At 35.7% G+C, this 20,700-nt stretch carries 23 protein-coding genes; 18 read left to right on the forward strand and 5 right to left on the reverse strand.

What is annotated here, in order from left to right; genetic code table 11:
• Positions 1-79: 79 nt before the first annotated feature.
• Both ATE49_RS00610 and ATE49_RS00615 read right to left on the reverse strand, forming a co-directional pair.
• On the reverse strand, positions 80-1,762 hold the full coding sequence (locus ATE49_RS00610) for a hypothetical protein (protein WP_065080696.1): 1,683 nt from the start codon (positions 1,760-1,762) through the stop codon (positions 80-82).
• A gap of 19 nt (positions 1,763-1,781) precedes the next feature.
• Complete coding sequence (locus tag ATE49_RS00615) at positions 1,782-1,988, reverse strand: hypothetical protein (protein ID WP_065080697.1); 207 nt, start codon at positions 1,986-1,988, stop codon at positions 1,782-1,784.
• A 421-nt stretch (positions 1,989-2,409) separates the two neighbouring features.
• Between ATE49_RS00615 and ATE49_RS00620 the strand changes: the two genes are divergently transcribed.
• The 13 genes from ATE49_RS00620 (at position 2,410) to ATE49_RS00680 (ending at position 14,045) form a co-directional block, all read left to right on the forward strand.
• Positions 2,410-3,312, forward strand: coding sequence for a sulfite exporter TauE/SafE family protein (locus ATE49_RS00620; protein ID WP_234107931.1), 903 nt, complete (start codon positions 2,410-2,412; stop codon positions 3,310-3,312).
• Between the two features lie 112 nt (positions 3,313-3,424).
• The gene (locus tag ATE49_RS00625) at positions 3,425-4,084 is read left to right on the forward strand and encodes a hypothetical protein (RefSeq protein ID WP_009085285.1); all 660 of its coding nucleotides are present in this window, start codon (positions 3,425-3,427) and stop codon (positions 4,082-4,084) included.
• Between the two features lie 66 nt (positions 4,085-4,150).
• The gene (locus ATE49_RS00630; protein ID WP_065080698.1) at positions 4,151-4,885 is read left to right on the forward strand and encodes a DsbA family oxidoreductase; all 735 of its coding nucleotides are present in this window, start codon (positions 4,151-4,153) and stop codon (positions 4,883-4,885) included.
• Positions 4,886-5,037: 152 nt separating this feature from the next.
• Positions 5,038-8,529 carry a glycosyltransferase family 117 protein gene (locus ATE49_RS00635; protein WP_065080699.1) on the forward strand — a complete coding sequence of 1,164 codons (3,492 nt, stop codon included), beginning with the start codon at positions 5,038-5,040 and terminating at the stop codon, positions 8,527-8,529.
• A gap of 108 nt (positions 8,530-8,637) precedes the next feature.
• Entirely contained in the window at positions 8,638-9,162 is a 525-nt protein-coding gene (locus ATE49_RS00640; RefSeq protein WP_065080700.1) for a DinB family protein, read from the forward strand.
• A 60-nt stretch (positions 9,163-9,222) separates the two neighbouring features.
• On the forward strand, positions 9,223-10,068 hold the full coding sequence (locus ATE49_RS00645) for a methylated-DNA--[protein]-cysteine S-methyltransferase (RefSeq protein WP_059155348.1): 846 nt from the start codon (positions 9,223-9,225) through the stop codon (positions 10,066-10,068).
• Between the two features lie 9 nt (positions 10,069-10,077).
• Entirely contained in the window at positions 10,078-10,791 is a 714-nt protein-coding gene (locus ATE49_RS00650) for a 2OG-Fe(II) oxygenase (protein ID WP_081278389.1), read from the forward strand.
• Between the two features lies 1 nt (position 10,792).
• Positions 10,793-11,038, forward strand: coding sequence for an Ada metal-binding domain-containing protein (locus ATE49_RS00655; protein WP_059155347.1), 246 nt, complete (start codon positions 10,793-10,795; stop codon positions 11,036-11,038).
• On the forward strand, positions 11,025-11,633 hold the full coding sequence (locus ATE49_RS00660) for an alpha-ketoglutarate-dependent dioxygenase AlkB family protein (RefSeq protein ID WP_065080701.1): 609 nt from the start codon (positions 11,025-11,027) through the stop codon (positions 11,631-11,633). Before ATE49_RS00655 ends, ATE49_RS00660 begins: the two co-directional genes overlap by 14 nt.
• A gap of 39 nt (positions 11,634-11,672) precedes the next feature.
• Positions 11,673-12,248, forward strand: coding sequence for a DUF1572 family protein (locus ATE49_RS00665; RefSeq protein ID WP_065080702.1), 576 nt, complete (start codon positions 11,673-11,675; stop codon positions 12,246-12,248).
• Positions 12,248-12,592, forward strand: coding sequence for a tRNA-binding protein (locus ATE49_RS00670; RefSeq protein ID WP_059155344.1), 345 nt, complete (start codon positions 12,248-12,250; stop codon positions 12,590-12,592). The genes ATE49_RS00665 and ATE49_RS00670 overlap by 1 nt, the downstream gene beginning before the upstream one ends.
• A 71-nt stretch (positions 12,593-12,663) precedes the next feature.
• On the forward strand, positions 12,664-13,482 hold the full coding sequence (gene ygiD / locus ATE49_RS00675) for a 4,5-DOPA-extradiol-dioxygenase (protein ID WP_065080703.1): 819 nt from the start codon (positions 12,664-12,666) through the stop codon (positions 13,480-13,482).
• A 44-nt stretch (positions 13,483-13,526) separates the two neighbouring features.
• Positions 13,527-14,045, forward strand: coding sequence for a YceI family protein (locus ATE49_RS00680; RefSeq protein ID WP_035589261.1), 519 nt, complete (start codon positions 13,527-13,529; stop codon positions 14,043-14,045).
• Between the two features lie 92 nt (positions 14,046-14,137).
• On the opposite strand, the gene ATE49_RS00685 is transcribed toward ATE49_RS00680, so the two are convergent.
• A complete protein-coding gene (locus tag ATE49_RS00685) occupies positions 14,138-14,548 on the reverse strand; it encodes a hypothetical protein (RefSeq protein ID WP_059155342.1) in 411 nt (136 codons plus the stop codon).
• Between the two features lie 217 nt (positions 14,549-14,765).
• Between ATE49_RS00685 and ATE49_RS00690 the strand changes: the two genes are divergently transcribed.
• Together ATE49_RS00690 and ATE49_RS00695 are read left to right on the forward strand one after the other, a co-directional pair.
• Positions 14,766-15,164: a hypothetical protein gene (locus ATE49_RS00690; RefSeq protein ID WP_059155341.1), complete on the forward strand. Its 399-nt coding sequence runs from the start codon at positions 14,766-14,768 to the stop codon at positions 15,162-15,164.
• A 4-nt stretch (positions 15,165-15,168) separates the two neighbouring features.
• A complete protein-coding gene (locus ATE49_RS00695) occupies positions 15,169-16,110 on the forward strand; it encodes an MBL fold metallo-hydrolase (protein WP_065080704.1) in 942 nt (313 codons plus the stop codon).
• A gap of 70 nt (positions 16,111-16,180) precedes the next feature.
• Here the strand turns inward: ATE49_RS00695 and ATE49_RS00700 are convergent, their stop codons facing one another.
• Positions 16,181-17,350, reverse strand: coding sequence for an MFS transporter (locus ATE49_RS00700; RefSeq protein ID WP_065080705.1), 1,170 nt, complete (start codon positions 17,348-17,350; stop codon positions 16,181-16,183).
• Positions 17,351-17,508: 158 nt separating this feature from the next.
• Between ATE49_RS00700 and ATE49_RS00705 the strand changes: the two genes are divergently transcribed.
• Genes ATE49_RS00705 through ATE49_RS00715 form a run of 3 tightly spaced genes read left to right on the forward strand, consistent with a single transcriptional unit; the run spans position 17,509 to position 20,047 of the window.
• A complete protein-coding gene (locus ATE49_RS00705; RefSeq protein ID WP_059155338.1) occupies positions 17,509-18,381 on the forward strand; it encodes a bestrophin family protein in 873 nt (290 codons plus the stop codon).
• A 23-nt stretch (positions 18,382-18,404) separates the two neighbouring features.
• Positions 18,405-19,058 carry a DUF1345 domain-containing protein gene (locus ATE49_RS00710; protein ID WP_065080706.1) on the forward strand — a complete coding sequence of 218 codons (654 nt, stop codon included), beginning with the start codon at positions 18,405-18,407 and terminating at the stop codon, positions 19,056-19,058.
• Between the two features lie 8 nt (positions 19,059-19,066).
• Complete coding sequence (locus tag ATE49_RS00715; RefSeq protein ID WP_065080707.1) at positions 19,067-20,047, forward strand: helix-turn-helix transcriptional regulator; 981 nt, start codon at positions 19,067-19,069, stop codon at positions 20,045-20,047.
• A gap of 27 nt (positions 20,048-20,074) precedes the next feature.
• On the opposite strand, the gene ATE49_RS00720 is transcribed toward ATE49_RS00715, so the two are convergent.
• Positions 20,075-20,563, reverse strand: coding sequence for a DinB family protein (locus ATE49_RS00720; RefSeq protein WP_059155335.1), 489 nt, complete (start codon positions 20,561-20,563; stop codon positions 20,075-20,077).
• Between the last annotated feature and the right edge of the window lie 137 nt (positions 20,564-20,700).

Below are 20,700 nucleotides of genomic sequence, written 5' to 3' on the forward strand. Positions count from 1 at the left end.
TGTTTGCTTATAATGATAATGCATAAAACAGAGGCCGCCTTAAAAAGGCGACCCCTGTTTTATATATTAGTAAATAAGCTTATGCTCTTACACAACGTATTGTTGATCTAAAAGGATATACTGTTGTTACTTCATCTACAGAATTAAGAGTCATTGTACCATCACCATTATATCGAGATGTCCACCGGAGAACCTTTGTATGATCATCAGCCCAGATATTTAATTCCAGATCGTTGATAGGCCCATCTGTTTGTTTTATAAAAAAAGCATGCTTAATGTAATTACCGTTAAGATACTCACCTGCTATTGGAAAGAACAGTTTTTGTGCAAGTTCGGGATAGGCAGTATTAATAACAGAGCCCGGGTCCAGATCGTATTCATAACCAGCTACTCCGTTAGCAGTAGAAAGCGTACTGGCAGGAGTTGAATAATAAAAAGGTACCCTGCTATAATTCCGTCCTATAAATGTATCCTTTAATTCTTTTATCGTAGGTAATCTCCATACTCCCGCAGGATAAATAGCCTCACAAACATTACTGTCATAGTTAGCTCCCCAATGGTAATATCCAGTCTCACCAGCACTGGATCCAACAAAATAGGCTCTTCTAGGATTCGGATCAAAGATCCTCGTTCCCAGTACTGGATCCTCTTTCCATGAAATATTACTCCTTGCCCATGTAATGCCTCCAACTTTAACCCCAGACTCTATTAATCTCACATTTAGGTTGTAAGCATTATTATATGCCAGAGTAAAGGCATTGTTATTAAATGGTATATTTGTATTATCCGGTATTGTAACTGTTGTATCACTTCCTCCGTAGGTATCTTTTTTTACAATTCCTGTAGCATTAACCTGAAGGCTTAATCCTTTTGCAGAAACAGCCGTCGTATTGTCTACCGTATAATAAGTATATGTCTTTAGTGTATTATTCCCATTACTGATTGGTGTAACATCATTGGAAGCATATGCCGTTGTATTGGAATATAAACCTGTAAAAACATTTAAATCACCATATTTCAAAAGGTTAACATTTAAGTTTTTAACAGGGTTAGCATTCATTGTTCCAAACATTCCGCGGCTGTCAACTGAAATATTCACCCGGGCTGTGTTATGATTAAAGACAATTTTAAGATAATTGTTTCCATATTGGGCACTCAGGCTTCCATTGGCTATTAATACATCTTTATTCTTCAGATCACTTTTAGCCACTACACCATTGGTAGTTGCCGGTAGTGTTGTTTCATTTGTAGAGAAAGCATACCAGTTATAGGTTTTACCCGCGTCAATTTTGATAGCAGGATCTGTTCCGGAAGTAGCATCTACATTTGCCACTGGCGAGGTGTGGTTAATATCGGCTGAATTATAGATCATCAGACGGTATTTAATTCCGGCTGTCATTGGTGAAGCACTTGCCATTCCGGTTATTTTTGCAGAAGAGGCAACCGCACTATTGTTTAATCCATTAGGTCCCGATTTCTCAACACTTACCTGAGCATCGAATCCGTTTAAATTAAGTATTCTATTCTCTGCAATAAATTGCCCTTCTGAGCTCCCGTTTACTATTTTATTAGAAGCTACAGCTGATGCCTGAACAGCAGTATTATCAGTAATTCCTGTAATTTTGACATTCAAAACAGTTCCGTTTATGTCTTCTTTTGGAGTGTCATTTTCTCTGGAAGAACAGGAATTAATACTTATTAACCCCAGACATAATACGCCTGATGCAATACCATATTTTATAGAATTATAAATCGTATTCATGTTATTGTTATTTGTGTTATTAAAAATCAAAATCAGTATTACCGTTGATATTATTGTTATTCCAGTCAGTAACAGCAGGTGTATCGGGATTTCCTATTCCGCCGGGATGTACCGTTGCAGAAGACCCTGCTATACATTGTTCCGTTTCTACAAATTCCACTTCTATCATCGGTGGTAAGTACTCTTTTTTCGGAAAGTTTTCTTTTAATTTAGTTTTTCTAATCATTTTTGTTTATGTTTTGTGGTTTTTATTCAAGTCTATAGTAAGCTCGCTATTCATCTTACTCAATAATAACTATAGGATATAATTACAAAGCCAGACAGAGTACAGCTGCTCAAGTTGTGTTAATCGGAAAATTGGTATTGGAGTAATTAGGTTATGTTAAGCTGGACAATATTCCACTAAACAATCCATGAGGATTATAACCTAAAAAAGGATTTTTATTTTACTAAAGTTCATCATTATATATTTGTTTGAGTGTTTTATTTGTGCAGCAAAAGTATGCTGAGTTTCAAAACAAAAAAATGACAGATATCTGTCATTTTTTTATGAAACACATAATATCTAAAACGGGTTTTAATTTTATTTGCCTTAATTCTTTTATATCATTAAAGCATTATTATTTCGGATAAACCTCTGTATTATTTTGGGAGAACAAAAATTTCTGTATTTTAGCGGCCATTACACTAAACTACTTACAGGAGATATTTACATGACAGAAAGCTTTGTACTTTTAATGCTATTAGGATTTGGTATCGGAACTTTAGGAACATTAATCGGAGCCGGTGGTGGATTTATTCTTGTTCCTATTCTTATCCTTTTCTACCCTGATTTATCACCGGAAAGTATCACAGCAATCTCTATGGCAGTAGTAGCAGCTAATGCTTCTGTAGGCTCTATGGCTTACATGCGCACCAAAAGAATAGACTATAAGGCCGGGATTATTTTCGCAATTGCAACTATTCCGGGATCTATACTCGGTGTACTGACAACCAAACATATTCCGAAACATCAGTTTGACAACATTTTTGGTATCGTTCTCATCATACTTTCCATATTCCTGTTTCTGAGAGGTGGAAAAGAGAAAAAGAACAATTCTGAAAAGAAAGTTACGGGCAGAATTCATCAGAAAATTACGGATAAGTATGGTGAAACCTATGAATATATCTACAATATGAAGTATGGTATAGCCCTCAGCATATTTGTAGGTTTCTTCTCCCCTCTTCTGGGAATTGGTGGAGGTATTATTCATGTACCAGCTATGGTGGAATGGTTACAGTTCCCCGTGCATATAGCCACTGCAACATCACATTTTATTCTGGCGATTATGTCTACAGTAAGCGTTATAGTACACTATTTCGAAGGTAGCTACAATGATCCAAAAATTCTAAAAATGGTAGCTGCTCTTATTTTGGGTGTTATTCCCGGAGCTTTCCTGGGCGCTTATTTCTCCAGAAAAGTAAAAGGTAAGTTTATTATAAAGGCGCTGGCTATTTCACTAGCTCTTGTAGGCATCCGCATCCTTATTGCCAGTATGCACCTCCTTTAAATACGGCTTAAATTTATTTTCATCCCTTTCGGCAAGTAAATTCTTCCACTCGGCTGATTGTTTTTGACAAGCTCAGGGTATTTCCTGAATTTTGTCTCATAAACTAAAAGTTATGGAAACATTTATTAAAACACTTATCTACATTCATGCATTTTTCGGCGGTATCGGGCTTATAGCAGGATTTGCAACTATTATTGTAAAAAAAGGTTCATCCAATCACAAACTCTTTGGAAAGGTATTTTCCGCAGGAATGCTTGTCAGCTCTTTACTATCTCTTATCGTTGCTCAAATGCCTCATCACAAAAATCTCTTCTTATTCCTTATCGGAATATTTACTATTTATATGATTCTTGCCGGAAATGCAGCATTAAGTTTTAAATCCAGATCAAAAGAATCTGCATCCGTTAAAGACTATGCAATATCATATATAATGCTTCTTAGCGGAATTCTTATGGTTATTATGGCTGTTATCAACTGGTCAGTAAACCAACAGTTCTCTATACTATATCTTATCTTCGGCGGCCTTGGCATCCTAATGAGCAGCAGAGATATTTCATTCTATAAAAATCTGAAGAATGTCCGGAATAAATGGATACACCATCATATCGGGAAAATGTCCGGAGCACTTATAGCATCTGTAACAGCATTTATTGTCGCCGGGCTTCATTACGGAAATATCATTGGATGGCTGGCTCCTACCGTACTGGGATCATTCTATATATCTTATTGGATCAGGAAAACTAAAGTAAAAACAAAGACTTCCAATTATTGATTTCATAGATTAATATTATAGTTGACATTGCCCCTCTTTCGATAGTATCTTTGTATAAAAATAAATATGAGCACAGATAATAAATTACATATTGAGGTTTGGAGTGATGTTGTATGCCCTTTCTGTTTTATCGGAAAAAGACATTACGAACAGGCCTTAGCACAATTTGAACATGCTGACGATGTTGTACTGGAATGGAAAAGTTACCAATTGGATCCAGAATTTGTACAGTCTGAGGAAAGATATGATCTGGAACAAGGTCTTGCTAAAAAGTACAACAGACCTGTAGAAGCTATCCATGCAATGCAGCAGCAGATTACCAATACAGCTAAAGAATCAGGCTTGGATTTTGATTTTAGTAAAGCGGTTACTTTCAATACATTTCAGGCGCACAGAGTACTTCATAAAGCGAAGGAAAAAGGATTAGGTGATAAAGCAAAAGAAGCATTCTTTTCAGACTATTTTGAAAAAGGACAAGACCTTGGTAACACCGATGTATTAAAAGCCGAAGCGCTGAAAATAGGTCTTACTGAGGAAGATTTCCAAGATGCCATCAGTAATGATGAATACGCTTATAAAGTAAAACAAGATATTCAGGAAGCCTACGAACTAGGCGTAACAGGAGTACCATTCTTTGTTTTCGATCGTAAGTATGCAGTATCGGGAGCACAACCTTCGGATGCTTTCCTTAATACACTGAAAGCTTCTTATGACGACTGGAAAGAAAAGCAGAAAACAACACCGTTTATCAATGTATCGGAGCAAGGTGCTTCATGCGATATTAACGGAGATTGTGATTAAATAAACATGAGGCCTCACAGATTTAATATCTGTGAGGTTTTTTATTACAACAGCTGCAACAATCAGAATTCCCTGCAAATAATTATAAGATTTTTGATTTTCATAAGAAATATTGAGTTATTTTAGCGCCAAAACTATTAATTCACTTTTTCATGAAAAATTGGACATTCAGAAGATGGAATAATTCATTAGGCTGGCTGATATTTGGTATTGCGCTGATTATCTATTTTTCTACAATGGAGCGCAAGCTTAGCTTTTGGGATTGTGGCGAATATATTGCTTCCGCCATAAAGTTGCAGGTAACACATGCTCCCGGCGCTGCTTTATTTCAACTTATAGGTGCAACACTTTCTGCATTTGCATTTGGCAACGGACAAAATTATGCTATAATCATCAACGGAATGTCAGCACTCTGCAGTGCATTTACTATTCTGTTTTTATTTTGGACAGTTACCCATTTTGCCAAAAACCTTTTTCAGACTACTCAAAAAGAACTGAACGCTAATCAGACTTTTGCTGTTTTATTCTCAGGGATTGTTGGAGCTTTAGCTTTTACATTCAGCGATACCTTTTGGTTTTCAGCTGTAGAAGGTGAAGTATATGCTATGGCGAGTATGTTTATTGCTCTTATTTTGTGGCTTATCTGTAAATGGGAAGAAGCCTTTGATCAGAAAGACAATCAACGCTGGATTATCCTGATTTTCTTTATCACAGGACTTTCATTAGGTGTCCATATGATGTGTATGCTTGCCGTACCTGCTGTATGTCTGATTTATTATACCAAAAAATATAAATTCACATGGAAAGGTTTTTTATTAGCTAACCTTATTACTTTAGTCGTTCTGGCAATGGTATTCAAGGTTATTTTCCCTACATTAATGACGATTTTCTCCAGAAGTGAAATTACTTTTGTCAATGGATTTGGATTACCATTTCACTCAGGAACTATTTTTTCATTTTTAGCATTAGTTGCTGCATCTTACTACATCTTAAAATTTGCATACAAAAGAGCAAATAATATACTGCAAACCATTACCCTAAGCTCAGTATTTCTTATCATAGGCTTTTTCTGCTGGATGGTTCTGCCGGTTCGAGCCAATGCCAATCCGGCAATCAACCTTAATAACCCCGATAGCGCAATTGGTCTTCTGGATTATTATAACCGCGTCCAGTATGGAGACTGGCCAACTACTTATGGAGAAAATTACACAGCCTATTTAGATCCGGATGGTATTGAGAAAAATGATGATGGGAGTTATAAAACGGTAAAAACAGGCAATGTTTATGTAAAAAATGAGCAAACAGGCAGATATGATTTAATTGATACCCGTGATGATCTGGTCTATAATAAAAATCAGATAAGCTTTCTGCCAAGAATGTTCAGTAATGATAAAACGGTTATTCCAAATTACATGTCTATGTACGGAGCTCCTGAGTTTAGCTTTAATTACGATAATGAAGACATTGCCAATGATAAAGATGCTTATGCAGCATTTGAAGCTATGAAGAAGAAATATGATGAAGGAAGTATTACCTATCAGGATTATATAAATGCAAAAAAATATAAGCTTGTCCACGTTAAAAAACCTGATTTTGGACAAAACCTAAACTATTTTATATCCTTTCAGAATGGTTATTATTTTGTAAGATACCTGCTGTGGAATTTCGTTGGCAGACAAAATGATCTTCAGGGTGAATTACAAGATAACCGCGGAAACTGGATTAGCGGATTCTCGATGTTAGACAATGCTTTATATGGTGATCAGGGACATCTTTCATCCCAGTTCAAAAATGAATCAACAGTAAAATTTTTCTTCTTACCACTAATTTTAGGCTTAATAGGTTTTTTCTTCCAGTTAAATAAAGACTTTGGAAGATTCTATGCCATATTATCCCTGTTTATACTAACCAGTTTCGGAATTATTTATTACACAGGTGTGAAACCATTTGAGCCGCGTGAGCGCGATTATGCCGTTGTTGGTTCATTTTATGCCTTTGCTATCTGGATTGGATTAGGTGCCACAGCTCTTTTTTATCTGGTACAGCAAAAAATAAAAAAGACAAATCTCAGTTGGGCAGTCGGAGCCGTCTTGCTAGGTATTCCCCTTATGATGGGCTTTCAGAATTATCGTCCCCATGACAGAAGCCAGAAAACAGCAGCTTATGACAGCGCCTACTCTATTTTGAAATCTTTACCAAAAGACAGCGTAATGATTACTTATGCTGATAATGATACTTATCCAACATTTGGATTACAACAGACCGAGAACTTCCGCGATGATGTAAGAATTGTACATCAGGCATTAGTATCAAAATCATGGTTTATTAATCAGACGATGAGAAAAGTAAACAATTCCGAAAAACTTCCTTTGCATTTAACACAGGAAGAATATCAGGAAGGAACCAATGAACAGGTTTATCTGATGAGTAAAGAAGAGTGGAAAAGTATATTTGATAATCTTGATGCTCAGGGAGAGAATTCAAAAGCGCTGGCGTCTTTCAGAAAATATATAACCCAAGATTCTATGACCTTTCAGGAGGCTATAGCTTTTCTGAAAATGAAATCGGAAGACAAAGATCAGATTCTTCAAATGATCTTTGCAGGTGATAAATATGCAAAACTGAACTTCCTTCCGGTTCATACTTTCACTCTTCCTGTAAATACCAAAAATGCAGTAGAAGCCGGAATTATAAAACCTGAAAATGCTGCGTTCACTGAAAAGAATCTGGTTGTAAACTACACGGATAACACCATGTACAAATACAATCTTTTCCTGATGGATTTATTAGCAAATTTTGACTGGAAAAGACCTATTAACTTCTCAGCAACAGGTATGGCAGACCCAGCGGACATGTTCTTTTTAAGGGATTATCTGCAGTTTGATGGCTTCTCCTATCGTCTCGTTCCTATAAAAACAACTCAGGAAAATACTCCTCGTGGTGATGTTGGACGCGTAGACGCAGAAGAGCTTTACAGAACGGTAAAAAACTTTAAATGGGGAAATTTCAAAAATCTATATAACCATTATGATGAAATTGCAACAAGCAATATTATGAGCTATCGTCTGACAGCTTCCCGCACCGCACAGGCATTGGTTGAAAGAGGAGATAAAAAAAGAGCTTTAGAAGTGTTAGATCTGGCTACATCGGAGATTCCGTTCGAAAAATATAATGATCCCCGTTCTATAGACGATATCGTTTACGCTTATCTTTTAGCCGGCAATGAGAAAAAAGCGCTGGCACTGGCAGCAAAAGTTCAGAGTAATACATTACAGGATTATAATTACTACAAAAGCCTGGATAAGAAACATCAGAAAACGATGAAAAAGGATATGGCTTCGCAACCTTATTATTATTCTATGATTGCTAAAAGTATAGCCGATGCCTATGCAAGGAATGGCGAAAAAGAAAAAGGCTTAAAATATCTTCTGAATGCACTAAAACCAGTTGATTCAGAGTTCAGAGCTTACCTTGTACAACTTCAGAATACCAAAGCAGAATATAAACAGAAGAAAGTTGAACAGGTACAGGAAATCACTCCTTTTTATGAATACTTGTTCGATGCCATGCAGCCTTATGACTCGGCTTATGCATCTGCCAGAATGAAACAAATTAACTCGGATATTATGAAAGCAGTACAGTAGGTGAATCGTTAATAGGTGAATAGTGAATGTTCTAACTTCTAATAACTATTTTCTTCCACATTGTACAATACAACTAAATCTCCTAATATTGTACTAAAATCCTGATATATGAAAAAATCCAATATCACAAAAATGCCGGGGTACTACGACCGTTATATCAATCTGGTAGATGACATTGAAATTCTGGACGCTTTTGACCAGAGTATTCAACAGATTGATCACATCAACATAGATCAGTTGCTTCAGTTGGAAGATAATGTTTATGCTCCTGAAAAATGGACCATCAAACAGATTATACAACATATCATAGATACCGAAAGAGTCTTTACAGAAAGAACGACACGATTTGCCCGGCAAGATGGTGTAACTCCACAGGGGTTTGATGAAAATCTCTTCGCTGACAATGCAAAAGTCAGCCATCGTACATTAGAAAGTCTTTTGAAGGAGCTAAAAAGTGTTCGTATAGCCAGCAAGGCAATGTTTGAAGGTTTTGATGATGAAACAATACAACATTCGGGTAACAATTATAACACAGAAATGTCTGTATTGGCAATGGGCTTCACGATGGTAGGACATCAGATTCATCATTTTAATATCATCCGTGAAAGATATCTTCCGTTATTAGAGAAATAAGCAAGATTCGGGTTTTATTATAGTATCACATATCGGAAATTTGTTTCAAATATAACAGAGATGAAACCACAAACCGACATTAATTTTCAACGTGTTGCTGAAGCTATAGAATATATCCAGCAACACTTCAAAGAGCAGCCAAGTCTGGAAGCCATTGCAGATAATGTGCATGTAAGCCCTTATCATTTCCAAAGGATATTCAGTGACTGGGCTGGTACTTCTCCTAAAAAGTTCCTCCAGTACATAAGCCTTCAGTATGCTAAAGATTTACTAAAACAAAATGCTACACTGGCTGAAGCTGCATACGAAACAGGTCTTTCCGGAACAGGAAGATTACACGATCTGTTCATCAACATAGAAGGTATGACACCTTTTGAGTATAAAAACGGCGGTGAAAGTTTACATATTAATTATAGCTTTTTCAATAGTACTTTCGGCTCTGTTTTTATAGCCTCTACAACGAAAGGAATCTGTGCAATGACTTTTTATGAAAATAAGGCTGATGCCATCCAGCAGCTTAAAAAGCAATTTCCAAATGCAATATTACGAGAGCAAAGCGATGCTTTTCAAGAAAATGCATTATCTATTTTCAGCAAGGACTGGCAACAAATAAATAAAATAAAGTTACATCTGAAAGGAACAGATTTCCAGTTAAAAGTATGGGAAGCTCTCCTTAAAATACCTTTAGGTGAGCTTACTACTTATGGCTATCTGGCAGAACAAATCAATAACCCAAAAGCTTCCAGAGCAGTAGGAACAGCTATCGGAAGTAATCCTGTAGCCTTCCTTATTCCTTGTCACAGAGTAATTCAATCCACCGGAAAAATTGGAGGTTATATGTGGGGACCAACGCGTAAAACGGCTATTATCGGATGGGAACAGGCCAGAGTAAATGCAGATATTTAGTTAGAAGTTATGACGACACTTATTCAAAAAATCGAGAATATTGATTGGGAGAAAATAACTGAAGACATGCACCGAAATGGTTATGCAATTATCCCAAACCTCATCGATAACAGATCTTGTGAAGAACTGAAAACAGGTTATGAAAAAACCGGAGTTTACAGAAAAAGAGTAATTATGGAACGCCATAGATTTGGTCTGGGAGAATATAAGTATTTTGATTACCCTTTACCAGATATTATTCAGGATATAAGAACCAATATCTATCCATATCTGGCTCCAATTGCTAATACATGGTTTAAAGCTCTGCAAATAGACAAACAGTTTCCACTTGTTCATAAGGAATTATTATCCGAATGTCATGCAAACGAGCAGAAAAAAGCAACAGCTTTAATCTTAAAATATGGTAAAGGTGGCTTTAATACATTACATCAAGATCTTTATGGCGATGTGTATTTCCCTATACAGGTTGTTTTAATGTTAACTCAACATGAAGAAGATTTTACTGGTGGAGAATTCGTTCTCACCCAGCAAATTCCCAGAGCTCAGTCCAAAGCAATAGTATTAAAACCTAATAAAGGCGATTTACTGATATTTACAACTAATTTTAAACCGGAAAAAGGTACCAAAGGTTATTACAGGGTTAATATGAAACATGGTGTAAGTGAGGTAAAGAATGGTAACAGGTATACATTAGGTATTATATTTCATGATGCTTTAAATTAGTATGATAAAACATATTGATATTTCTGATTCGGAGCTGAGAAGTAAAATCCGAAGAAAAGATATTTTGTTGGGCGGAAACAGGAAACTCAAAATATATGGTACATTATCCTGTACATCAGGAAAACGAATGAAAAGGGAAAACAGAATTTTCTTTTCATCAGAAAATGAAGCTATTGAGAATGCATACCGCCCCTGTGGACATTGCATGAAAGAACAATACAGCAAATGGAAAAATGGAATTATTTGAACGCGAAATAGACAGTACAGCAAACCTTCTTCCAAAAGACGGAACGGTTAATTATTACGGAAAAATATTCTCTTTAGAAGAAGCCGATTATTATTACCAGTTATTATTATCTGAAATCGAATGGCGAAATGATGAGGCAATAATTTTCGGAAAAAAAATTCTGACCAAACGAAAAGTAGCCTGGTACGGAGACATACCTTTTGAATATACTTATTCCAATGCTACCAAAACAGCACTTCCATGGACAGAGAACCTTTTGATATTAAAAAAAATTGCTGAACAGACTACTGGTGAAACATACAATTCCTGTCTGTTGAATCTCTACCATTCCGGGGACGAGGGCATGGCCTGGCACAGCGATGCCGAAAAAGATCTGAAAAAGCATGGTGCTATTGGTTCTATGAGTTTTGGTGCCGAAAGAAAGTTTGCATTCAAACATAAAAAAACACAAGAAAAAGTGGAACTTATACTGGAACATGGCAGTCTTCTTGTGATGAAATATGAAACTCAGGATTTCTGGCTGCATCGGCTGCCACCAACTAAAAAATTCTTTAAAGAAAGGGTAAACTTAACCTTTCGCAGCATTGTTGAATAAAAGTTATTTCTTATCTTTAGTAGATTAATTTTTACTAAGATGAGCAATGAGGGTTATTTACAAAGTGTAAAAAAACAATTTTCTTATTACAAAGCTCTGGCAGAAAAAACTTTCGCACAACTTACCGAGGAACAGCTATTCTGGCAATATAATGAAGAGAGCAATAGCATTGCTGTAATCATCAGACATTTAGCCGGTAATATGCTTTCCAGATGGACCGATATATTCACTACAGATGGTGAAAAAGATTGGAGAAACCGCGATGCCGAATTTGAAAATAATTTTCAGTCTAAAGCCGAATTAATGGCATTTTGGGATAAAGGATGGAATATTTTTCAGACAACTCTGGAATCATTAAAAGACGAAGATTTGGAGAAAATCATCTATATCCGGAATCAGGGACATACAGTTTTAGAAGCTATCAACAGACAACTTGCCCATTATCCTTACCATGTCGGACAAATTGTTTTTACTGGAAAAATGATATGCAATCAAAACTGGGAAAGTCTTTCTATTCCCAGAAATACATCTGCTGACTACAATCAGAATATGTTTAACAAACCCAAAAATAGAGAACATTTTACAGACGAAACATTAAATACAAATAATAAATAATGGATATTAAACCTGAGATTACCTGGTCGGATTTTGAGAAGATTGATATGCGTGTGGGAACTATTATTTCTGCAGCTGTTTTTGAGAAGGCCAGAAAACCAGCTTATCAGTTGGAAATAGATTTTGGCGAGCTGGGAATAAAAAGATCTTCTGCCCAGATTACCGATCTTTATAATACAGATATACTAGTGGGACAGCAGATTATAGCTGTTGTAAATTTCCCAAAAAAACAAATAGCCAATTTTTTCAGTGAATGCCTTGTATTGGGTATCGTAGGCACTAATCAGGTTATTACACTATTGCAACCAGAGCAAAAAGCCACTAATGGATTACCTATAGCGTAGAAGTTATCATACATCAATGAACCTGCTATAAGTTCCATTGTATTTTTGCTTTATCAAATGAGACAAATACAATGGAACTTAATCATTTAAAATCATTCACTAACGGACTTCCTAATACCGAAAAAATGCCGGTCCTATTTCTGGGACATGGCAGTCCTATGAATGCTATTGAGGAAAATGATTTTGTTAACGGCTGGAGAAAGATTGGGCAGTCAATTCCAAAACCAACAGCTATCATCTGTATTTCCGCTCATTGGGAAACATCCGGAACTAAAGTAACAGCTGTTCCCCATCCGAAAACTATACACGATTTTTATGGCTTTCCACCCGAGCTTTTTGCAGTTCAATATCCTGCTCCCGGAAGTCCGGAACTTGCCACAGAATTATCGGAAGTAATAAATACTACACCTGTGGAGCCAGACAAAATGTGGGGACTGGATCACGGTGCATGGAGTGTTATAAAATTTCTTTATCCGGATGCTGATATTCCTGTTATTGAATTCAGTATAGATGTTCATAAGTCACCCAAAGAACATTACGAACTGGCAAAGGAATTACAATATCTACGACATAAAGGAGTATTAATTGTAGGTAGTGGCAATATTGTCCACAACCTTCGTATGATGAACTGGCATCAGCCGGAAACTGGCTACGACTGGGCTATAGAAGCCAATGATACTTTCAAAAATTATTTATTACAGGACAAACAGGAAGAATTACTGAAATTTCAAGGTATCAGCTCCGCAAATCAGCTTTCTGTCCCTACCCCTGAACATTATATTCCTTCTCTCTATGCTTATGCATTAAGAGATAATAATGATAGTATAAAATTATTTAACGATCAGTTAATTTATGGTTCGATAGGAATGCTTTCCTTTCAGATAGGATAAAACAAACTTTAACAAAATATTTAATCATTAAAATTTAAGAAATTATGGCAACTAAATGGAACTTAGACCCTTCACATTCTGAAGTACAATTTAAAGTAAAACACATGGTAATCTCTACTGTAAGTGGTGAATTACAAATTTTTAATGCAGCTATTGAAGCGGAAAATGATGATTTTAGCCATGCAAAGATTAATTTCTCTGCAGATGTAAATTCTATCAATACCAAAAACAAAGACAGAGACAATCACCTAAAAAGTGAGGATTTCTTTGCTGCTAATCAGTATCCGGAAATTAAATTTACCAGCACATCAGGTATAGAAAATGGTAAAATTGCCGGAGACTTAGAAATTAAAGGTATCAGCAAGCCTGTAGTATTGGACGCTGACTTTGGTGGTGTTATTAACGATCCGTTTGGATTTGTAAGAGCAGGATTCGAAATTTCTGGAAAAATAAACAGAAAAGATTTCGGGCTTTCATGGAGTCAGACTACTGAAGCAGGAGGCTTAGTTGTTTCTGATGAAGTTAAACTTGTTGCTAATGTAGAATTTACAAAAGCTCAGTAAGACAACATCTTCAATAAAATAAAAGAAAGCTTCTCATTTTGGTGAGAAGCTTTTTTATTAAGTTTAACGTTTTGTGAAGCTTAGATTATCTTCTATTTAGCAGCACTCTGAGCAGCATCTGTCCACTCTTTGCTAGCTTTCATCAGATAATCGCTAAATTGTTTTTGCTCCTCTGGCTTTAATTTTGAAGCCCAAGCAGCAGCTCCCTGGCTCCATGTTTGGAACTTGGCAGCTAATTCTGTAAGTTTAGCTTGATCTTTATTTGCGATAGCTGTTTTATAATCAGTAAGTAATTGCTGATATTCTGCTAATCCTTTGTTCACGTCTTCATTAGAAAATTTCGGAACTTCTGCCTTAACTTCTGTAGTTGTTGTTGAAGTTGTAGTACCAGATTCCGTTTTGGTAGTTAGTGAATCTGTTGATGTTGTAGTTTTTGTTTCTGTTTTTTTGTTACATGAAACTACAAGAGCGAAAACAGCCAAAGGCAAAATGATTCTCTTCATATATTTTGTATTTGTTGGTTAACTATATCAAATGTAGTACTTTTTATATTCGATACAGATGTTTTTTTTCTTTATTCGATGGAAACTTTCTATGGAAATTCTTATTTATATTATATTTTTCCATAATTCGTGATATAAAATTGTCTAAAACAAGCATCAGCACGTTCTTCTTCGGCAAACCATAAAAGATGATTATCTTTGTCAGGAAATTATAAGTATGGTAAAGAAAATTATAACATTATATCTTTCTATCTGTATAGGTAGTTTTATTCTGGCCGGGATACTACTTTATGCCAATATCGGAAACGAGAAAGAACTTTATGGTAATCTGTTCGATCAGTATCAGAATGCTATTTATAAGGGAATTGCTATTATGTGTGTTTCCATTATTCCTATATTTTTGAATATATATCAGTGGATAAGACAAAAGCCCCTATTAAGATTTATCTCTTTTTTCCTTTGGCCTGTTATCATTTATATTTTCGAAACAGCAAGGAGTACTCCGCAGCAGCTAAAAAATACATCCATTACTTTCTTCAGTGTATTTGCCTGCCTGCTATTAGGTTATATTTATTTCCAGAGAATAATAAAAAAAGAACAAAATCCTGTAAAATAAACCCATGAAAAAAGTATTACTCAGTCTGTTTTTATGTTCACAAATATTTTCAAATGCTCAGTCATTTGATCTTATTCCGTTAGGAGTACATGGTGGTGGCGAAGAAAATAATTTAAGTTCTTACCTCATCGGTGAAACCGGGAAAAATTCATTTCTGTGCATGGATGCCGGAACGGTAAGGGCGGGTATAGATAAGGCTATAGAAAAAGGTGTATTTTCTGTAAGTAATGAAACTGTACTTAAAGATTACATCAAAGGTTATTTTATTTCTCATGGACATCTGGATCATTTATCCGGTATGGTCATTAATTCTCCGGATGACAGCAAAAAGAATATCTATTCAATCCCTGAAACTGCTGAAATATTAAAAAACAGGTATTTTACGAATGATGCCTGGATCAATTTTGCAAATGAAGGGGATAAGCCTACTCTGGGCAAATATACTTATAGAAAAATGGACACAAATGCTCCATTTTCTATTGACGGAACTAATTTAACCGGCCGTATTTTTCCTCTAAGCCATGTAAATCCTTATAAGAGTTCTGCAATCCTGGTTTCTGGTACACAACAAGAAAGTGTTCTTTATTTGGGAGATACGGGAGCTGACAGAGTGGAAAAAAGCAATGCACTACAAGATCTTTGGCAAAATGTTGCACCATTGGTAAAAAGCAAAAAATTAAAAGCCATACTTATCGAAGTTTCTTTTGAAAATGCAAGAGCCGAAAATGCACTTTTTGGCCATCTTACACCAAAGCTTTTGAACGAGGAGCTTTCCGTTCTGGCTAAGACAGCTCAGCAAAAAGACCTGAAAGATTTAAAGATTATTATCACTCATTTAAAACCCGGAGGTAATAGAATTGAGACTATCAAGAAGGAACTTACAGAAAATAATCCATTTAAAGTTCAGTTAATATTCCCGGAACAGGGACAGAAAATTCAGCTTTAATTCTATTGAAGTTATAAAACAAAAGCGCGGAGAAAAATTTTCTCCGCGCTTTTGTTTTATATTATATCCATTAACGGGTAAGGTGCTTATATTTCTTCAAAACAATGGTTTTGTAAAATGCATATGTAAGCATTACTCCCATTACAGCCATTCCTGAACCAACAAGCACCGGAGTATTATATGCAAAGCCCAAAGTAATTGGAATTCCACCAAAATAAGCTCCTAAAGTATTTCCCATATTAAAACTAGCCTGTCCTGCTGCTGCTGCCAATGTTTCCGCTCCTTCAGCTGTACGTATCAACATAATCTGTATAGGTGCTCCTATAGTAAACGATATTAATCCTGTAATAAATGCCATAGGATAAGCCGTCCATTCTATTGGAGAGGTAAAGTACACTACCACCAGACAAACAGCCATAGAAGAAAAACAAATCATCGCTGCTTTGGTTGGTGAAATAGAATCTGCAAGTTTTCCACCCAACAAATTACCAAAACACATCCCCAGCCCTACTAAAATCATAATAAAAGGGACTTTCCCGGCAGCTATCCCTGATACATTTGTAACTAATGGTGCTATATAGCTAATCCACGCAAAGAGACCGCCGGTTCCTACAGAGATTAAAACAATTAGTAACCAGGCTTCCGGTCTTTTAAAATAAGAAAGTTGTGAGAAAATATTTTCAGAATTACTTGAAGCAATATTAGGCAGCCAAAAGAAAATTGATAAAGCCGTTCCTAATCCCAGAAAACAGATAATTCCGTAAGTAATTCTCCATGAATAATGATGCCCGAGGAATGTACCTAAAGGAACTCCTAACAGATTAGCTATTGTCATCCCTGTAAACATGATGGAAATATACTGGGCTTCTTTACCTTTAGGTGCCATTTTAGCAGCAACCACAGATCCCACACCAAAAAAAGCGCCGTGAGGTAATCCGGACATAAATCTGGTAAGCTGCATACTCCAGTGATTTGGGGCAATGGCAAAAAGACCATTAAACACAAAAAACATCAACATCAGTAAAATAAGTACTTTTTTCGGTGGATATTTACTGGTGAACAAAACCAAAATAGGTGCTCCAACAAAAACACCCAATGCATATAATGCTATAAGGTGTGCTGCCACAGGTATATTTACACCTATATCTCCAGCGATATCCGGTAAAATACCCATCATTGTAAATTCCGTCATTCCGATGGATAAACCACCAAAAGCAAGTGCTAATAATCCCTTTTTCATCACCTTAATATTTCTGTTCGTTTTTTGAAGGCGCAAATTTACGACCTTTCAGAAGAATATCTACTCAATTGATATAGATTAAGTCTATTAAGATTTGTTCATAGTAAGAATACAGCTCAAAAAATCGGAAAAGAATCGGAAAAATTCTATTTTTGTGTATGACTATTTATAACACAAAAGAATGGTTTAAGGCTGTAGTATTCATCCATAAAACCGATACCTTCAGAAAACTTTTTCCCTATATTATATTCATGGGCCTTGTTTCCTGGGGAATTGCATATTGGGAACTCGAAAGTCTAAAGCTTTCTGATAAAAGCTGGGTAAAGAATATTACCACGGTCCACAGTCTTCTGGGATTTGTTTTATCATTATTGCTTGTATTCCGTACCAATTCGGCCTATGACCGCTGGTGGGAAGCACGAAAACAATGGGGAGCTTTAACCAATACCTCCAGAAATCTGGCTATAAAGCTCAATGCTTATTTACCAAAGGAAGATGCAAAAAACAGAAATTTTTACAGAAAAGCTATTGCGCTTTACTCACAGGCTTTATTCTCTTTTTTACGTTCCGATTATTCTACCTTTATGCTGGACGATATACAACATCCGGAACTTAACTTTGACTCTAAACACGGACCAAATCAGGTGGCCAGCCTGATATACAACAACGTTAATCAGCTATATAAAGACAAGATTATAACTGATGCTCAATTTATCAATATCAATCAGGACATCACTGATCTCACCAATATTTGTGGTGCATGCGAACGTATAAAAAACACCCCTATCCCCTATTCTTACAGCTCTTTCATTAAAAAATTCATTGTTCTCTACGTTATTACACTTCCTTTCGGTTTTGTATTCTCTATGGGCTATTTTGTAACTTTGGTCGTTCCTTTTATTTTCTATATTCTTGCTTCTCTGGAGCTTATTGCTGAAGCTATTGAAGATCCTTTTGGTACAGATGCAGATGATTTACCAATTGAAAAAATGGCCTTAAATATTAAAAAACACGTTGGTGAACTGATTTAAATAATATAACCTGATAACCAGTCATGAACTCAATCCTAAACATTATAAAAAAACTGCGTCCAATTCATCGTGTGATGCTTTCTATTATTATCTCAGGTCTTATTTTTGTCATTGTACCATCAGAACTTCCAGTACTTCCGCGAATACTGATTACATGGCTGGGATTTGCCATTACCTATATTTCAATATGCTGGATCACAATATTTACGATGAGCGTTACCGAAATAATAAGAAAAGCCAGTATAGAAGACGGAAGCAAAGCATTTGTCTTTCTATTTGTTATCCTGGCTTCATTCGCGTGTTTATTCACCGTACTTCTTATGGTAATGGGATTTAATGATAAAAATATCAGCCAATGGTTTATGGTTCTTATTGCTGTAGGCAGCATGATCTCTTCATGGGCACTTGTACACACGTTATATATTTTTCATTATGCACATTTGTATTACAAGACAAAAGGAGGAAAAGGTTTAGATTATCCGGGTGATGAAAAACCAGACTATATGGATTTTGCATATTTTTCGTTTGTTATGGGGTGTACATTTCAGGTTTCCGATGTGGAAATTTCATCTAAAGAAATCCGCCGTGTTGCTTTGTTTCATGGTTTGCTTTCATTTGCTCTCAATACTTTTGTTGTTGCATTAACTATTAATATTATTGCTGGACTTATCCACTAGAAATTATTATGTCTTCAGATATTGTTAAAAGATTCGACCGTATTATGGCCATTTTCATTCATCTGCAATCCAGACGTACTGTACGTGCGCAGGATCTGGCAGATCGTTTTGAGGTAAGCCTAAGAACAATTTACAGAGATATAAAAAGTCTTGAACAGGCCGGAATCCCTATTTACAGTGAAGCAGGAACCGGATATGAACTAATGGAGGGCTATAAACTTCCTCCGGTAATGTTTTCTCAGGAGGAAGCATTAAGTTTTATTGCTGCGGAAAAATTAATGGACAGATTTATTGATGAGGGTCTGAAACAAAACTTTCTTTCGGCAACCTATAAAATAAAATCTGTTCTAAGAATGTCTGAAAAGGATTTACTTTCTACTTTGGAGAATCAGATTATTATTCAAAGACCGCCACATTCAAATTCAGTAAAAAAAGCGCCCGATCATACAATGGAAACATTGTTTAATGCTATCGCTCAGCAAAAACAGGTAAGAATAGATTACAAAGGTGTACAGGATAGCAAATGCCAGGAAAGGATAATAGAACCTGTTGGATTATTTTATGAGCAAGGACATTGGTATATACAGGCTTATTGCCTCCTCCGCAATGATTACAGACAGTTTCGTACTGATAGAATATCGGGAATTCAGATTATGGAAATAGGCTTTTCTAAAAAACATCCACATCTGAAACAACTTTTACCGGAGAAAAAAAATGAACATAAAGGTACCGAAGCCATTATAAGGGTACACAATTCTTTTGCCGGCTATATGAAATGGGACCGCCATTATTATGGCTTCATTTCCGAAAAAGATTTGGGCGAAGAAACTGAAATGGTATTTTCAATAAGGGATATAGATAATGGATTTCCTCGATGGTTACTCATGTTTGGGGACCGCCTTACCATTATAAAGCCTGAATCTCTAAAAAATGATGTGCAAGACTTACTGGAAACCCAACTAGAAAGAATAAAAAACTCCGGCCAATAGCCGGAGTTTAATTTTGTGTTAAGGTGTTTATCTTTCCCAGAAAAAAGGAGGTTCAATTCCCAGTGCTCTTAAATAAACATATCCCTGAGCTCTGTGATGGATTTCGTTGTCTATAAAGTACAGAATATTATCTTTTATAGGAAAATTATATTGCCCGAAAAGATTATGATTTTTTGGAAAATCTTTTTCCGGGATTCTATTGTATAAATCAATAATTACCGGAGTTTCTTCATCCCATTTTGCCAATAGCTCTGCTTTAGTATTCAAATTCAGATTATGATTATATGCTTCTTCAGATCTACTAACTATTCCATGTAATCCAGGACTTGCAATAGAAAGAAGCTCTTTTACCATATCTGAAAAAGGACGCATACCTTCTACCGAGAATTCGAATAATTCTTTTTCCGGAAATTTTTCAATTACTCTTCTTGTAAGATTTCTGTGCCCTAACCAGTGGTTAAGCAAATCTTCTTTACCCATAAATGTTTCTTGTTTTGAAATTTGTGTAGTTTCCATATTGTTTGAGATTAAATTTTATTTCTAATTCAAAGGTAATTCGGGTTTGTGACAACAGTTTGTCAACAGTATTTTTTTATATTAAAAATGTAACAAAAAAGAATTTTTAACTACTAATTGTAAACAATTATCTAATT

The organism is Elizabethkingia miricola (assembly GCF_001675285.1).
GTDB lineage: Bacteria > Bacteroidota > Bacteroidia > Flavobacteriales > Weeksellaceae > Elizabethkingia > Elizabethkingia miricola.

What these genes read in the sequence shown, in the direction of transcription:
- ATE49_RS00680 (WP_035589261.1), top strand. Translation starts at nt 13,527, where the DNA reads ATGGCAACTAAATGGAACTTAGACCCTTCACATTCTGAAGTACAATTT.
- ATE49_RS00615 (WP_065080697.1), bottom strand. Translation starts at nt 1,988, where the DNA reads ATGATTAGAAAAACTAAATTAAAAGAAAACTTTCCGAAAAAAGAGTAC.
- ATE49_RS00660 (WP_065080701.1), top strand. Translation starts at nt 11,025, where the DNA reads ATGGAATTATTTGAACGCGAAATAGACAGTACAGCAAACCTTCTTCCA.
- ATE49_RS00690 (WP_059155341.1), top strand. Translation starts at nt 14,766, where the DNA reads ATGGTAAAGAAAATTATAACATTATATCTTTCTATCTGTATAGGTAGT.
- ATE49_RS00645 (WP_059155348.1), top strand. Translation starts at nt 9,223, where the DNA reads ATGAAACCACAAACCGACATTAATTTTCAACGTGTTGCTGAAGCTATA.
- ATE49_RS00685 (WP_059155342.1), bottom strand. Translation starts at nt 14,548, where the DNA reads ATGAAGAGAATCATTTTGCCTTTGGCTGTTTTCGCTCTTGTAGTTTCA.
- ATE49_RS00625 (WP_009085285.1), top strand. Translation starts at nt 3,425, where the DNA reads ATGGAAACATTTATTAAAACACTTATCTACATTCATGCATTTTTCGGC.
- ATE49_RS00700 (WP_065080705.1), bottom strand. Translation starts at nt 17,350, where the DNA reads ATGAAAAAGGGATTATTAGCACTTGCTTTTGGTGGTTTATCCATCGGA.
- ygiD (WP_065080703.1), top strand. Translation starts at nt 12,664, where the DNA reads ATGGAACTTAATCATTTAAAATCATTCACTAACGGACTTCCTAATACC.
- ATE49_RS00695 (WP_065080704.1), top strand. Translation starts at nt 15,169, where the DNA reads ATGAAAAAAGTATTACTCAGTCTGTTTTTATGTTCACAAATATTTTCA.
- ATE49_RS00710 (WP_065080706.1), top strand. Translation starts at nt 18,405, where the DNA reads ATGAACTCAATCCTAAACATTATAAAAAAACTGCGTCCAATTCATCGT.
- ATE49_RS00630 (WP_065080698.1), top strand. Translation starts at nt 4,151, where the DNA reads ATGAGCACAGATAATAAATTACATATTGAGGTTTGGAGTGATGTTGTA.
- ATE49_RS00635 (WP_065080699.1), top strand. Translation starts at nt 5,038, where the DNA reads ATGAAAAATTGGACATTCAGAAGATGGAATAATTCATTAGGCTGGCTG.
- ATE49_RS00655 (WP_059155347.1), top strand. Translation starts at nt 10,793, where the DNA reads ATGATAAAACATATTGATATTTCTGATTCGGAGCTGAGAAGTAAAATC.
- ATE49_RS00670 (WP_059155344.1), top strand. Translation starts at nt 12,248, where the DNA reads ATGGATATTAAACCTGAGATTACCTGGTCGGATTTTGAGAAGATTGAT.
- ATE49_RS00665 (WP_065080702.1), top strand. Translation starts at nt 11,673, where the DNA reads ATGAGCAATGAGGGTTATTTACAAAGTGTAAAAAAACAATTTTCTTAT.
- ATE49_RS00705 (WP_059155338.1), top strand. Translation starts at nt 17,509, where the DNA reads ATGACTATTTATAACACAAAAGAATGGTTTAAGGCTGTAGTATTCATC.
- ATE49_RS00715 (WP_065080707.1), top strand. Translation starts at nt 19,067, where the DNA reads ATGTCTTCAGATATTGTTAAAAGATTCGACCGTATTATGGCCATTTTC.
- ATE49_RS00610 (WP_065080696.1), bottom strand. Translation starts at nt 1,762, where the DNA reads ATGAATACGATTTATAATTCTATAAAATATGGTATTGCATCAGGCGTA.
- ATE49_RS00720 (WP_059155335.1), bottom strand. Translation starts at nt 20,563, where the DNA reads ATGGAAACTACACAAATTTCAAAACAAGAAACATTTATGGGTAAAGAA.
- ATE49_RS00640 (WP_065080700.1), top strand. Translation starts at nt 8,638, where the DNA reads ATGAAAAAATCCAATATCACAAAAATGCCGGGGTACTACGACCGTTAT.
- ATE49_RS00650 (WP_081278389.1), top strand. Translation starts at nt 10,078, where the DNA reads ATGACGACACTTATTCAAAAAATCGAGAATATTGATTGGGAGAAAATA.